At 44.5% G+C, this 12,889-nt stretch carries 10 protein-coding genes and 1 pseudogene; 6 read left to right on the top strand and 5 right to left on the bottom strand.

Going from position 1 to position 12,889, the window contains the following annotated elements:
- Window positions 1-116 precede the first annotated feature (116 nt).
- The 3 genes from HF322_RS02520 to dusB all read left to right on the top strand — a co-directional run bounded on the left by HF322_RS02520 (window position 117) and on the right by dusB (window position 3,994).
- Entirely contained in the window at window positions 117-581 is a 465-nt protein-coding gene (locus tag HF322_RS02520) for an HIT family protein (RefSeq protein WP_169391800.1), read from the top strand.
- Window positions 582-799: 218 nt separating this feature from the next.
- Complete coding sequence (locus HF322_RS02515; RefSeq protein WP_169391799.1) at window positions 800-2,869, top strand: BCCT family transporter; 2,070 nt, start codon at window positions 800-802, stop codon at window positions 2,867-2,869.
- 114 nt (window positions 2,870-2,983) lie between these two features.
- On the top strand, window positions 2,984-3,994 hold the full coding sequence (dusB, locus tag HF322_RS02510) for a tRNA dihydrouridine synthase DusB (protein ID WP_169391798.1): 1,011 nt from the start codon (window positions 2,984-2,986) through the stop codon (window positions 3,992-3,994).
- Window positions 3,995-4,077: 83 nt separating this feature from the next.
- Here the strand turns inward: dusB and HF322_RS02505 are convergent, their stop codons facing one another.
- The 5 genes and pseudogenes from HF322_RS02505 to lipB form a co-directional block, all read right to left on the bottom strand.
- Window positions 4,078-4,557: a hypothetical protein gene (locus HF322_RS02505; protein ID WP_169391797.1), complete on the bottom strand. Its 480-nt coding sequence runs from the start codon at window positions 4,555-4,557 to the stop codon at window positions 4,078-4,080.
- A 22-nt stretch (window positions 4,558-4,579) separates the two neighbouring features.
- A pseudogene (locus HF322_RS02500) lies at window positions 4,580-5,328 on the bottom strand (IS5 family transposase).
- Between the two features lie 114 nt (window positions 5,329-5,442).
- Window positions 5,443-5,913, bottom strand: a complete 471-nt coding sequence (locus tag HF322_RS02495; protein WP_169391796.1) for a hypothetical protein — start codon at window positions 5,911-5,913, stop codon at window positions 5,443-5,445.
- Window positions 5,914-6,042: 129 nt separating this feature from the next.
- Entirely contained in the window at window positions 6,043-6,573 is a 531-nt protein-coding gene (locus tag HF322_RS02490) for an inorganic diphosphatase (RefSeq protein ID WP_169391795.1), read from the bottom strand.
- Window positions 6,574-6,736: 163 nt separating this feature from the next.
- Window positions 6,737-7,495, bottom strand: a complete 759-nt coding sequence (gene lipB, locus HF322_RS02485; protein WP_169391794.1) for a lipoyl(octanoyl) transferase LipB — start codon at window positions 7,493-7,495, stop codon at window positions 6,737-6,739.
- A gap of 240 nt (window positions 7,496-7,735) precedes the next feature.
- Between lipB and HF322_RS02480 the strand changes: the two genes are divergently transcribed.
- The 3 genes from HF322_RS02480 (at window position 7,736) to pncB (ending at window position 12,878) form a co-directional block, all read left to right on the top strand.
- On the top strand, window positions 7,736-9,223 hold the full coding sequence (locus HF322_RS02480) for a coniferyl aldehyde dehydrogenase (protein ID WP_169391793.1): 1,488 nt from the start codon (window positions 7,736-7,738) through the stop codon (window positions 9,221-9,223).
- Between the two features lie 366 nt (window positions 9,224-9,589).
- Window positions 9,590-11,377, top strand: coding sequence for a bifunctional peptide-methionine (S)-S-oxide reductase MsrA/peptide-methionine (R)-S-oxide reductase MsrB (msrAB, locus tag HF322_RS02475; RefSeq protein WP_169391792.1), 1,788 nt, complete (start codon window positions 9,590-9,592; stop codon window positions 11,375-11,377).
- Between the two features lie 208 nt (window positions 11,378-11,585).
- Window positions 11,586-12,878 (top strand): nicotinate phosphoribosyltransferase, encoded by a 1,293-nt coding sequence (gene pncB, locus HF322_RS02470; RefSeq protein ID WP_169391791.1) that lies wholly within the window; start codon window positions 11,586-11,588, stop codon window positions 12,876-12,878.
- The last annotated feature ends 11 nt before the right edge of the window (window positions 12,879-12,889 follow it).

The following is a 12,889-nucleotide window of genomic DNA, read 5'->3' as shown; positions in this document are numbered from 1 at the left end:
ACTATTATTATGGCGGTTAATTACTTGTTATTATACTTTTAGTACGCCGTTCAACATTAAATTCAACGGCTTTATTTTAATCACAAGAACGCTTTATCACTCAATAAGGACAAGTTATGAGCCAACAAAACCAACAACATAATCCATCATATAGTCGCCGCTACCAACAAGACAATATTTTTGCCAAAATGCTGGCAGGTGAGATTCCGTGTCATAAAGTTTTTGAAGATGATAAAACCCTTGCCTTTATGGACATCATGCCGCAAGCTCGCGGTCACGTTCTGATCATCCCGAAACAAAACGCCACTGATCTCAGTGATCTTGAGCCAGAATTTGCCGCGGCAGTACTCATGACCGCCAAAAAAGTGATGAAAGCTCAGCAGCAAGTTTTAAACCGTGAAGGCATTATCCAGATGCAATTAAATGGCGCTCAGGCGGGGCAGTCAGTATTTCATTATCATATCCATTTGGTTCCGGCAAATATTCATGATTTAGGTCGTCATGCCAATACGATGGCGGATAGTGATGATCTTGCCGCTTTGGCTAAAGACTTTGCGGCAGCGATTGATGCTCAATTCTAATGATTGCGATTGCAAGTTTGATAATTTGAAAGCTCTATCGATTAAATAACATTTCAAAAAAAGGCTGAAACTACTTAGCCTTTTTTTGAGACTGATTAGTTTCAGCAGGGGTTTTGTAACAGTGATTTAAGGTCTTGTTGCTAAATTCTTATTTTTCTGGGGTTTTGGGGAATATTGTGATAAACCTACCATCCCGCAATAATTAGGACAGTATTGTTTTGGCACAAGACACTTGGACAAAATCTCAATCAGCGAAATCGACCATTTTAATTCCAGTATTTATTCCGGCGGCGGTCGTGATGCTATTGCTCGTGATTGGCACGGCGGTCAATCCTGAAGCTGCTGGGGATCTGTTTGGCGACGTTTTAAATTTTATTACCGATACCTTTGGCTGGTTTTATATGCTGGCGGTGGCGATATTTTTATTGTTTATTATCGTCCTTGCCTTTTCGCCTTATGGCAGTATCAAATTGGGACCTGATCACGGCGAGGCGCAATATAAATTTATCGATTGGTTTGCGATGCTGTTTTCTGCAGGTTACGGTATTGCACTGCTGTTTTTTGGGGTGGCAGAACCCGTGCTGCATTTTGCAAGCCCGCCTGTGTCTGAGCCGCAAACGATTGCTGCTGCCAAAGAAGCCATGCAAATTGCGTATTTTCATTGGGGCTTTCATATTTGGGCGATTTTTGCGGTGGTGGGATTGTCGCTGGCGTATTTTTCCTTTCGTCATGGTTTGCCTTTATCTATGCGCTCAACGCTTTATCCGCTGATTGGGGATAAAATTTATGGTCCTATTGGTCATACGGTCGATGTGTTCGCCGTTTTAGGGACGCTTTTTGGTTTGGCAACCAGTCTTGGGCTGTCAGTTGCGCAAATTAATACAGGGCTGAATTATTTATTGCCTGATATTATCCCGATTAATACCACCGTTCAGGTGATCGCCATTGCTATTGTTACCGCGCTTGCGCTAATTTCCGTGCTGGCAGGGATGGATAAAGGCGTCAAGCGGCTGTCGATTTTAAATATGGCGCTTGCCACACTACTTATGCTGTTTGTGTTTATGGTGGGACCTACGGTCTTTATTTTAAATGCGTTTATGGAAAACACCGGCAGCTATCTTGGCAATATCGTTGAGCGCACCTTTAGTTTGCAGGCGTATCAGCTGAGCGACTGGATTAGCAATTGGACGCTGTTTATTTTTGCATGGACGATTGCTTGGGCGCCGTTTGTTGGGTTGTTTATCGCCAAAATTAGCCGTGGTCGCACCATTCGCGAGTTTGTGTTTGGCGTGATGCTGGTGCCCACGTTTTTCACCTTCTTTTGGTTTGCGGTGTTTGGCGATACGGCGCTGCACATGATTATGGTGGACGGTTATACCTCGCTCATTAGCGCTGTTGAGGACAACCAAGCGATTGCGCTATTTAAGCTGCTTGAGCACTTGCCATTGACCCAATTGATGTCCTCGATTGCGGTGCTGTTAATCATCACCTTTTTTGTGACGTCGTCGGATTCAGGATCGCTGGTGATTGACTCGCTGGCAGCTGGCGGTCGCAGCGATACGCCGTGGTGGCAACGAACGTTTTGGGTGGTCACCGAAGGGGTTGTGGCAGCGGTTTTATTGGTTGCAGGCGGGTTGACGGCGCTGCAGACGGCAGCCATCGTTAGCGCATTGCCTTTTGCAATTATCATTTTGATCGCCATATTTGGCATGTGGCGAGCGCTTAAAATTGAAGGTCACCGCAACGAAAGCTTGGTCAATGACAACCATTTGCCGCCGCATTTGCTCAAGCCCTCAGCATGGCGGGCGCGAATTGACTATATCACTGAGCAACCAAGCAAAGCTCAGGTTTTGGACTATATTAAAGCTGTCATTGTGCCTTCTATGGAACAAGTCGCTGAAAAATTTGCCGAAAACGGCTGGGATACCAAAGTGAGCTTTGATGATATGAACGACCGCGCCATTTTAGAAATTGAACGCGCCGATAACGTCGAGTTTTGGTATGAAGTTCGCTTGTCTGAAAATGAGACGCCCGAATATTACCAAGATCAGCCCAAATCATTGTTACAAGATCACGAACATCGGGCGCAGGTTTATTTGCGCCGCGGCAGTCAGACTTATGATTTGTATGGTTATCATTCTGAATCGGTCATCAATGACATTATCGATCAGTTTGAGAAATACTTGCACTTTTTAAATGTATCGCCTGACAGCTTGCCTTGGCGGATGCAGGAGCATGATGACGACATTACTTTGGAACAAGACCAAGACCGCCTTGTTGATAAATAACCTGCTTGATAAATAGCTTGCTTGATAATTAATCTTTTGCTTTATTTTGAACTTGCAATTGATGGCTGATGGCTTAGAATAACGGCTTGATTTTAAAGAACAAGCCGTTTTTTTATGACCGATACCAAAGCGCTGCATCCGTTATTAACCCCAATGACCATTGGGAATTTGACCATTCAAAATCGGCTGATCGTCGCGCCAATGGCAGGAGTGACGGACAATCCTTTTCGCAAATTGTGCAAATCCTTTGGGGCAGGTCATGCCATTAGCGAGATGATTATTGCTGATACTGCCCTTTATGCCAGCAAAAAATCCCTCTATCGTGCCAATTTTGAAGGGGAGATCGCGCCCATTTCTGCACAAATTGCAGGCGCAGAACCGCAAAAACTAGCGGAAGCCGCTCGCTATCAAATTGATAACGGCGCGCAAATCATTGATATTAATATGGGCTGCCCTGTTAAAAAGGTCTGTAAAAAGCTGGCAGGATCAGCGTTATTGCAAGATGAAGAGTTGGTGGCGCGCTTAATTGATGCCGTAGTCAGCGCTGTCGATGTTCCCGTGACCTTAAAAACGCGCTTAGGATTTGCCAATGGTCGCGAAAATATCGTTCGCGTGGCAAAACGCGCTGAAAGTTTGGGGATTGCCGCCCTTGCCATTCACGGTCGGACGCGTGAGGATATGTACACGGGAGCTGCGCGCTACGAGCTGATTCGCGAGGTGAAGCAAGCGCTGAACATTCCAATCATTGCCAACGGCGATATTGACAGCCCGCAAAAGGCGCTTGAGGTAGCATTAAAAACAGGCGCGGATGCCATCATGATTGGTCGCGCCGCCCAAGGTCAGCCTTGGTTATTTCGTGATATTCAGGAATTTTTGCAGTCGGGCGTTACCCCAGTGCCGCCAACCATTAGCGAAATCAAAGCCATTGTTCTTGATCACTTGCAAGAGTTATATGGCTTTTACGGCGAATATTCTGGCTGCCGAATTGCTCGAAAGCATATTGCCTGGTATACCAGCGGGATTTCAAACTCTAACGCCTTTCGCCAAGCCATGTATAGCGAAGAGAGTACCGCCGGACAGTTTCGCGTGGTTGAGGAGTTTTTAACCGAGCATGAATTTGCTTAGCCACTGTTAATGGCGCGCGTGTTTGGCGCGTCAGCATTTTAATTAGCTATGCTGCAAACAGTTCATTGGCTTGAAACTCAAAATTATTTTTTTAAATCTAAAGTTCCAATCTCTGCCAGCATAGGAGTTAGACAACTTCTATCTCCTTGTTTTGCGTATTCTTCTATATCATTATCGGGATAATATTTTGAATACTGTCCATTAGTTCTAATGTAGTCACCCATTTTAAAAATATACCCATTCAAACTTAAAGTTTTATTATATTCATTCCATTTAACAGCATTTTCAGGATATTTAGGAAACATAGCTGTTATGTAACTACCATCTTTTTGTATTAGGTAGAGACAACCTTTCTGCCATTTGAAAACTCCTTCCACAGATGCCATAGACTGTGCTTGCGTTACGGGATCAGTATAATAGCGAAAAATGCTAGTCTTTTGCGCAGGTTCAATGACTTTTTGAATAGGATTTATAACTTCCGTATGTTCAGCTGGAGCAGCTACAGGGTTTGTCGTACAACCGACTACTAATAAGCTTAGTAACATTAAAAAAAGTTTTCTCATCTTTATCCTCTAGAGCGTGTCATCAATTAAGCCAAATGATACAAGAAACCAGGTAAATTGCACTGAGGAAATGATTGGCTAACTTATCATAACGAGTGGCAATCGCACGGTATTGCTTGATCTTAGCGAAGAAGTTCTCGATCAGATGCCGTTCTTTATAAAGCTCTTTATCGAAATCTCTTGGTTGCAGCCTATGACACTTAGGCGGTATGACGGCATTGCCTTGTACTGATTTAATCGGTTCAATAACGCGGTCGTCAGCATCATAAGCTCTATCGGCAAGCCAAGTTTGGCTAATGCTGACATCAAGCAGTTCATCTGAGCCACGAAGGTCATGAGCTGCGCCACCTGTTAGATAAAAGCCAGTAGGATTGCCTAGCGCATCTGTTCGGGTGTGTATTTTAGTGGTTAGTCCACCTTTACTGCGTCCAATGGCTTGATCCCTTTTTTTCCAGCACTATGCTGATGGGCTTTGACAATAGTAGCATCTAGCATGGCGTATTCATCATCAGACTCTTCAGACAACTGTTTGAAAATTTTCTCCCATACGCTTTTTTTTGACCAGCGACTAAAACGGGTATGAACCACTCTGAAGTCGCCGAAGCGTTCAGGTAGGTCACGCCATGGTATGCCGGTCTTGTAGCGGTAGAGAACGGCTTCTACGAATAAGCGGTTATCTTTTGCGGTAACACCAACGTCATTTGGTTGCCCCGGCAGAAGGTCTTTAATTCTCTCCCATTGGTCATCTCTTAGCGCATGTCGTCTTGCCATGGTCTCTGATCTCAAATTTCTAAATACGATCTAAGTATAGCTTATTCTGAAATAACTGTTCTAATTGATGACACGCCCTAAATTCTTGAGCTATAGCCTTGATAAGCTTATATTTTATTTCCCAAACACCCGCCACAATATCCAAAACAGCCCCACCATAATAATAACAAGTATAGCAACGCGCTTTGCCCAATAGGGCAGCAAGGGCTTTTTATACTCCATGTCATGAAGCTGACGGTTTAGTCCCGATTGTAATGCGGCAAATCCGGTAGGCTGGTCGGATTTGACGTAGTTTTTTATCAAAACGCCGTTTTCTTCTTGAGCGTCAGGGTCGTTTGATTGGTCGATCAGCTCATCGGGGATGCCTTGACGGTTGGCAATTTTAGCCAAATTTAGCTCTTGCTTTTCTTGCAGGGCGTCTTCATAAGCGTCAACGCGGGCTTTGGCGTCCTCAAGACTGATATTTTCTTCTTGCGCCAAGGTTTTAATTGCCATTACCAAATTGTTTTTTTCAATCATCATGATGACGGCTTTGGGCAGTTTTTTATTGGCTTTGGCATTCTTTTTTTGGTCAAATTCTGGCATGGCGTCCTCAATCAAGCCCTATTGTTAAGAAAGGTTTTGAGCATTATAACGGCAAAAAAATACCGCAACCTTAGGATTGCGGTAAATAAAGCAAGCAGCAATTTACAAAACGCTTAATATGACAAACGCTTATTTGTCTTTCCAGCGCTGAATTGAGCTTTTGATGACTTCTTTGGCTTCATCAATGTCGCCCCAAGATTCAACCACGGTCGTTCCGGCTTTTTTCAAGTCTTTATAGTGGCTAAAGTGGAAGTGAAGCTGTTTGATAAGCTGTTCAGGCAAGTCCTCTAAAGTGTTATAAGCGTTGCCGGTATTGCGGTCATCGGCAGGAACGACCACGATTTTGTCGTCAACTTCGCCATCATCAACAAATTTCATCACGCCGATCACTTTGGCTTTTAAGAAAATGCCGGTACTTAATGGCGCATCGGTGATGATCAGCGCGTCAAGCTCGTCGCCGTCTTCGTCCAACGTTTGTGGAATAAAGCCATAGTTGCAAGGTTTAGCAAAGATTTGTGGGTCAATGCGGTCAAGCTCAAATACGGCTAAGTCGCGGTTCCACTCGATTTTGTGGCTGCTTCCGGTTGGGATTTCGACAACCACATTGATAATGCCGCCGTCAACGTCGCCTGCGTCCAAAATTTTATTAAAATCTGCCATAATGGCTCCTTTTATGATATTGAAATGGGCTTTATGTTAAGGCTTAAAAAGCGCCTTAATAATTTCGGCTGCGAGTATAGCAAATTAACGCGCCGTTTTCTCGTTTCGCTTAAGTCCAAGCGGGCAAGATATTATGCAAAAATCGACTCAATCATTTTTTTAGCTACGCATTGGCAATTGATCGCAAGCTAATTTCACCGCGATGGCGGCGAGCAATATTATCAATCAGCTTTTGAGTGACGATATCAAAGCTTAGCTTGTCATCCATCTTGGCAAAGTCGGCTAAGCGAAGCATTTGCATTCCGGCGTAACCGCAAGGATTAATCGCGTTAAAGGCGCTCAAATCGCAATCAAGATTTAATGCAATGCCATGATAGCTAAAGCCTTGCTTAATTTTAAAGCCAAGCGAGGCAATTTTACCAATCATGATTTCTGTTTTGTCATCGCCATCAAGTTGGCTATAAAGATAGACGCCAGGGGCATCTCGGCGCGATTTGGCAATGATCGTTTGACCACTATGAACCGGATTTTGGCAAATGCAGTCATTTACCACATCTTCGATGGCTTGCTCAGCGTGCGAGACCAAATTGCGAACGCTCCAACCAAGGCTATGCAAATCAAACAGCCAATACACCACCAACTGACCATGACCATGCCAAGTCACTTGACCGCCGCGATCGGTTTTGATGATGGGCGTCGCAGTTTTTTGCAAAATATGCTCTTCTTTTCCTGCTTGACCCAAGGTGTAAACGTCGTTGTGATCGACGACCCAAAGCTCATCAGGCGTTCGGATGTTTTGTTCTTTTTTTAGGGCAATTCGCTCAAGCGTTCGCGCCAACATCGCGTCATGGGTTGGGTTGTAATCGGCGGCGCTCAGTGTTTTTTGAATCAGATAATCATCGATTGGGGCAAAATTTGACATGGGAAACCATCTTTTGGTGGCAAAATGGGAAAGTAGCAGGACGCCAAGCTTTGAGTGTAACAGCTTTTATAAGTCGAACTCAATCTTTAGCCGCAGCTTGGTGGATCACAAGCGTTATCAAAAATAAGGCAGAACACTTCACCAACGATTGCCGCTTTTCAATCCTTAAGCAATCAGCTACATTAAGTCGTAATAAAGAGGTTAAATTTCCGTATTAAAACATATGAAAAAGGATTTCTTATGACTTTAGATCAAGACAGCACGTCAAATTCTAAAAATAGCCTAAGTAAAAATAAAACAAATAGCCACACCAAAGAAGCAATCAGCATCATCACCAATCAAGATCAGCTCCATCAGCAATTTACTCATTTGCAAAAATTAAGCCGCCGTCAGCCGATTTTGGATTGGTCAACACGCGCCACTCAGCTTGATAATTTAGAGGCGCTACTAAGCGATAATCAGCACCAATTGGCAGAAGCGATCAGCGCCGATTTTGGTCACAGAAGCGAGTCTGAAACGCAATTTGCCGAACTGTTTCCAAGCTTTACGGGCATCAGCCATGCCAAAAAACACGGCAAATCGTGGATGAAGTGCCGCCGAGTTGGCATCTCAGCACTTTATTTACCCGCTCATAATGAGATTCAGCCGCAGCCGTTAGGCGTTGTTGGGATTATGGTACCTTGGAATTATCCGCTGTATTTGACCGTAGGACCTTTAATTGACGCGCTGACGGCTGGCAATCGGGTCATGATAAAAATGAGCGAATCGGCGCCCAAATTTGCCGAAGCTTTTGCTAAAGCTTGCGCTCATTATTTTTCACCCGATATGGTCAGCGTTGTGATTGGCGAGACGGACATTGCCGAAGCCTTTAGCAAATTACCGTTTGATCATCTGCTTTATACCGGATCAACGGCGGTCGGCAAAAAGGTCATGGCGGCGGCAGCGCCCAATCTAACGCCAGTCACGCTTGAGCTTGGTGGTAAATCGCCGGTGATTGTCACCGATGACGCCGCCCTTGAAAATGCGGTCAACCGGATCATGATGGGAAAAACGCTCAACGCAGGTCAGACCTGTATTGCGCCCGATTACGTGTTAATTCCAAGACCCTATCATAAGCGCTTTATCGAGCTTGCCCGCGAGTGGCTGGCAAAACATTATCCGAACATTGCTAGCAATAAAGATTACTCACACCTCATCAATGAGCGCCAGTTTGAGCGCGCGCAAAGCTATCTTGATGAGCTTGATGAGCGCCATATTCATCCGCTAACCGAAGCTCATAGCGACCGTAACTCACGATTTATGCCGCCGGTCATCGTTTGTGAGCCGCCGCTTGACAACCTTGTGATGCAAAATGAGATTTTTGCGCCGATCTTACCGCTGATTCATTATGACCAAGTGTTTGATGCTATTGATTTTGTGAACGCGCGACCACGACCTTTGGCGCTGTACATTTTTAGCAGTGATGAGGGCGACATTGAGCGCATCCGTGAGATGACCGTATCTGGCGGCGTTTGCGTCAATGAAGTCATCGTCCACGTGGCTCAGCACGAGCTGCCCTTTGGCGGAATTGGGCAATCAGGAATCGGCGCGTATCATGGCAAGGCGGGGTTTGAGCGCTTAAGTCATATGAAGCCGGTTTTTGTTCAGTCCAAATTAAACGGTCTAAACTTGCTATTGCCACCCTATGGTGAGCTGTTTAAAAAAGGCATGGCGCTTTTTTTAAAGTAAATATTTTTTTAAAGTGAACATTTAACCTATATTTACCGTTTTTTTTCAACTAACGCTTTTTAATAAAGCGTTATTTTTTTATCTTACAATAAACTTACCTAATGGTTAAAAATTATCTTTTTTTATAGAGTTATAGTTAAAATAATCTAAATAATAAATCAATAATTTTAATAAAATCTAATTGATTTACACAAATATTGCGCCTAATATTTATCTTATTCCAGTTTATCTTCCTTTATAACGTTTTTAAATTTATTTTTAAGCTACTGAATTATCGATAGTTATTATCATTTTTTGCTTTAAAAAATGGCAGATTATCACCATTATTTTTCAAAGACCAAAAAAATATTTTCTCAAGGAATTTCCATGCCAAACCAATCTCAAAACCACGGTTCTAATCTCAAGCCACCGTCCCGAACGCTCAAAAATATCAGCGCGTTTGGCATCACTGCCGCTTTAAGCGCCGGACTGCTTTTAGCTTGCGGTCAGATGAGCAATGCTGAAAACAATTCAAGCGCAAAAAGCTCACAATCGCAAAATACGGGGGTCAAATCCTCGCGCGATATGTTGCCCTCGGACATGCTCAATCAATTGCAAGGGTTACCGCAAATTACCAAAGGTCTTGGCAATACCGGTAAAAATGTGATTGACCCAAGCAAACCTACGCTCGTTAAATTTTGGGCAAGCTGGTGTCCGCTGTGCTTAGGATCGCTTGAGGAAACCGAAAACTGGCGCAAAAATCCTAAATTTGCGGGCTTAAATGTGGTGACGGTGGCAAGTCCTGGTCATTTAAATGAAAAGGCGGCAGGCGATTTTGAATCGTGGTACGCAGGCGTTCAAGGCGATTATCCAAAGCTTCCAGTACTGGTGGATAAATCAGGAAGCCTGATTAGCAAACTTGGCATTCAGGTGTACCCAAGCTGGGCAATTTTGGATAAAAAGGGCAATTTGGTGCATTTGGTCAAAGGTAATTTGACCGAGCAGCAAGCGTTTGCTTTGGCAGAAAATGCCTCAAACGACTTTGCCGAGCTTAAATCCGGAACGGCTAAACCTGCCGCGACCACCGCGCTTGATAGCAATAGTAAAATTGAAACCATCAAGCAAAAAGATGGCGTTTATTACAACGATAAAGGCAAAGCCATTAACACCAAAACCATTTATTTGGCGGGCGGCTGCTTTTGGGGCGTTGAGGCGTATATGGAGCGCATCAACGGCGTGGTTGATGCGGTTTCAGGCTATGCCAATGGCAACCCTGCGATAAAAGACCCAAGCTATGAGCAGGTGATTCGCGGTTCAGGTCATGCCGAAACGGTCAAAGTCGTTTATGATGCCGACAAAATCGACTTGCCAACGCTCTTGCAATACTACTTTCGCGTGATTGACCCAACGAGCCTCAACAAACAAGGCAATGACCGTGGCGCTCAGTATCGAACGGGCATTTATTACACCAATAACAATGACAAAGCACTGATTGATGCCGCGCTCAAGCAGCTTCAAGGCAAATATAAGCAAAAAGTCGTGGTTGAAGAAAAGCCGCTCGATAACTTCTACGTTGCCGAGATGTACCATCAAGATTATCTTGCGAAAAATCCTAACGGCTATTGCCATATTGATTTAAGCCTTGCCGACGACAAAATCGAAGGCAAACCAAGCGTTCGCGGTGGCAGTAAGCTTGCCTCTGCCAATACGGTTGCCGAAACGCTCAACCCAAAACGCTACGCCAACTTTGATAAAAATGCGCTCAAAAATACCTTAACCAAAGCGCAATATGACATCACTCAAAATGCGGGAACGGAGCGCGCCTTTAGCCATGAGTACGATCATTTATTTGCTAAAGGCTTATATGTTGATGTGGTAAGTGGTGAGCCGCTGTTTTTATCAACCGATAAATATGATTCTGGCTGCGGCTGGCCAAGCTTTACCAAGCCGATTGACCCGCAAGTGATCACCAAAAAAAGCGACATGAGCTTTAACATGGTCAGAACGGAGGTGCGATCGCGCGTTGCCGACTCGCATTTAGGTCACGTATTCCCCGATGGTCCAAAAGACAAAGGCGGACTGCGCTATTGCATCAACGGCGGGGCGCTGCAATTTATTCCGGTGGATTTGATGCCACAATCAGGCTACGCGCCACTGGTCAACTTGGTAAAATAGTGCTAGCTTTATAAGATTGCTACTTATCATCACTTATCATGCTTATCGCCTAATGGTCAAATTGACGGTTAGGCGTTTTTAATGGCGGGGTGTAAAAATAGAAATGACGTAATTAGGTAAACCAAAGCCGCCTTTTGGATTGCCGCTGTAAAAACTGTGCTAAGATGGCACAATTTTGATTCTGCACTTATCTTATAAAGGCGCTTTCATGACAGCCGTTTCTATCCCCCATTCTGCCCCGATTATTACTTCCTTGCTAGACAATGACTTGTACAAATTCACCATGCTGCAAGCCATGTTGCACCAATTTCCGCAAACTCACGGCGTTTATCGCTTTCGCTGCCGAAATAATGACGAAACAGCTTATCCGCTTGCCGACGTTCAAGAGGCGCTTGAGTATCAGCTTGACAGGCTTTGTGAGCTGAGATTTTTGCCCGATGAGCTGGAATACCTACGCAGTTTGCGCTTTATTCGCTCTGACTTTGTGGATTATTTAGAGCTGTTTCAATTAAAGCGCCGCTTTATCAAGGTGAGCGCGGACAGTAAAGGTCGGCTTTGTATCGACATTGAAGGTCCGATGATTCAAGCCATGTTTTTTGAAGTGTTTGTGCTGGCTATCGTCAATCAGCTGTATTTTTCAGCGCTGTCAACGCCTGAGGTCATTTTAGAGGGTCAAAAACGCTTGGATGCTAAAGTTGAGCTGCTTCATGAATTGGCGAAAAAAGCGGACAATCAGCCCAAATCCGACTTTATGCCGCCGTTTATTGTTGCCGACTTTGGAACGCGCCGCCGCTTTAGCAAAGAGTGGCAAGAGCACGTGGTTGCTACGCTTCGTGATGCTGAGCCGAATATCGTCAGCGGAACGTCAAACGTTTTGCTGGCTAAGAAGCTAAAAATGACCCCAATTGGCACGATGGCGCATGAATTTTTACAAGCCTTTCAAGCGCTTGATGTTCGCCTTCGTGACTCACAAAAAGCGGCGCTTGAAGCTTGGGTTCATGAATATCGCGGTGACTTAGGCATTGCCTTGACTGATGTGGTCGGCATGGATGCGTTTTTGCGTGATTTTGATTTGTACTTTGCCAAATTGTTTGATGGTTTGCGTCATGACAGCGGTGACCCGTATGCTTGGGGCGAAAAAGCCATTAATCATTATAAAAAATTAAAAATTGACCCAAAAACCAAAGCGCTGACCTTTAGCGATGGGCTTAATTTGCAAAAAGCTTGGGAATTGCACCAATATTTTAAAGGTCGCATCAAAACCAGCTTCGGCATTGGCACCAATTTAACCAATGATATGGGACTGACGCAATTAAATATCGTACTCAAACTGGTCGAATGTAACGGTCAACCGGTTGCCAAGCTTTCTGACAGCCCCGGTAAAACGATGATTAATAACGACACGTATTTGGCATATTTGCGCCAAGTGTTTGAGATTGAAGCGCCAGAAAGTGAGGGAATCGCCCCTTCTGACGCTCAAAATGACTTGCTCAAAGAGTAGGGCGTTAACCG

Source organism: Psychrobacter sp. MF31, assembly GCF_012847335.1.
In the GTDB taxonomy this organism is placed as follows: domain Bacteria; phylum Pseudomonadota; class Gammaproteobacteria; order Pseudomonadales; family Moraxellaceae; genus Psychrobacter.
Note: the sequence above shows the minus strand (reverse complement) of the source record. Positions and strands in the feature narration are given on the sequence as shown.

Bases quoted from the DNA above. Each gene is read 5' to 3' on its own strand.
- HF322_RS02520 (WP_169391800.1), top strand. From the start codon at position 117: ATGAGCCAACAAAACCAACAACATAATCCATCATATAGTCGCCGCTAC.
- dusB (WP_169391798.1), top strand. From the start codon at position 2,984: ATGACCGATACCAAAGCGCTGCATCCGTTATTAACCCCAATGACCATT.
- HF322_RS02505 (WP_169391797.1), bottom strand. From the start codon at position 4,557: ATGAGAAAACTTTTTTTAATGTTACTAAGCTTATTAGTAGTCGGTTGT.
- HF322_RS02495 (WP_169391796.1), bottom strand. From the start codon at position 5,913: ATGCCAGAATTTGACCAAAAAAAGAATGCCAAAGCCAATAAAAAACTG.
- HF322_RS02490 (WP_169391795.1), bottom strand. From the start codon at position 6,573: ATGGCAGATTTTAATAAAATTTTGGACGCAGGCGACGTTGACGGCGGC.
- lipB (WP_169391794.1), bottom strand. From the start codon at position 7,495: ATGTCAAATTTTGCCCCAATCGATGATTATCTGATTCAAAAAACACTG.
- HF322_RS02480 (WP_169391793.1), top strand. From the start codon at position 7,736: ATGACTTTAGATCAAGACAGCACGTCAAATTCTAAAAATAGCCTAAGT.
- msrAB (WP_169391792.1), top strand. From the start codon at position 9,590: ATGCCAAACCAATCTCAAAACCACGGTTCTAATCTCAAGCCACCGTCC.
- pncB (WP_169391791.1), top strand. From the start codon at position 11,586: ATGACAGCCGTTTCTATCCCCCATTCTGCCCCGATTATTACTTCCTTG.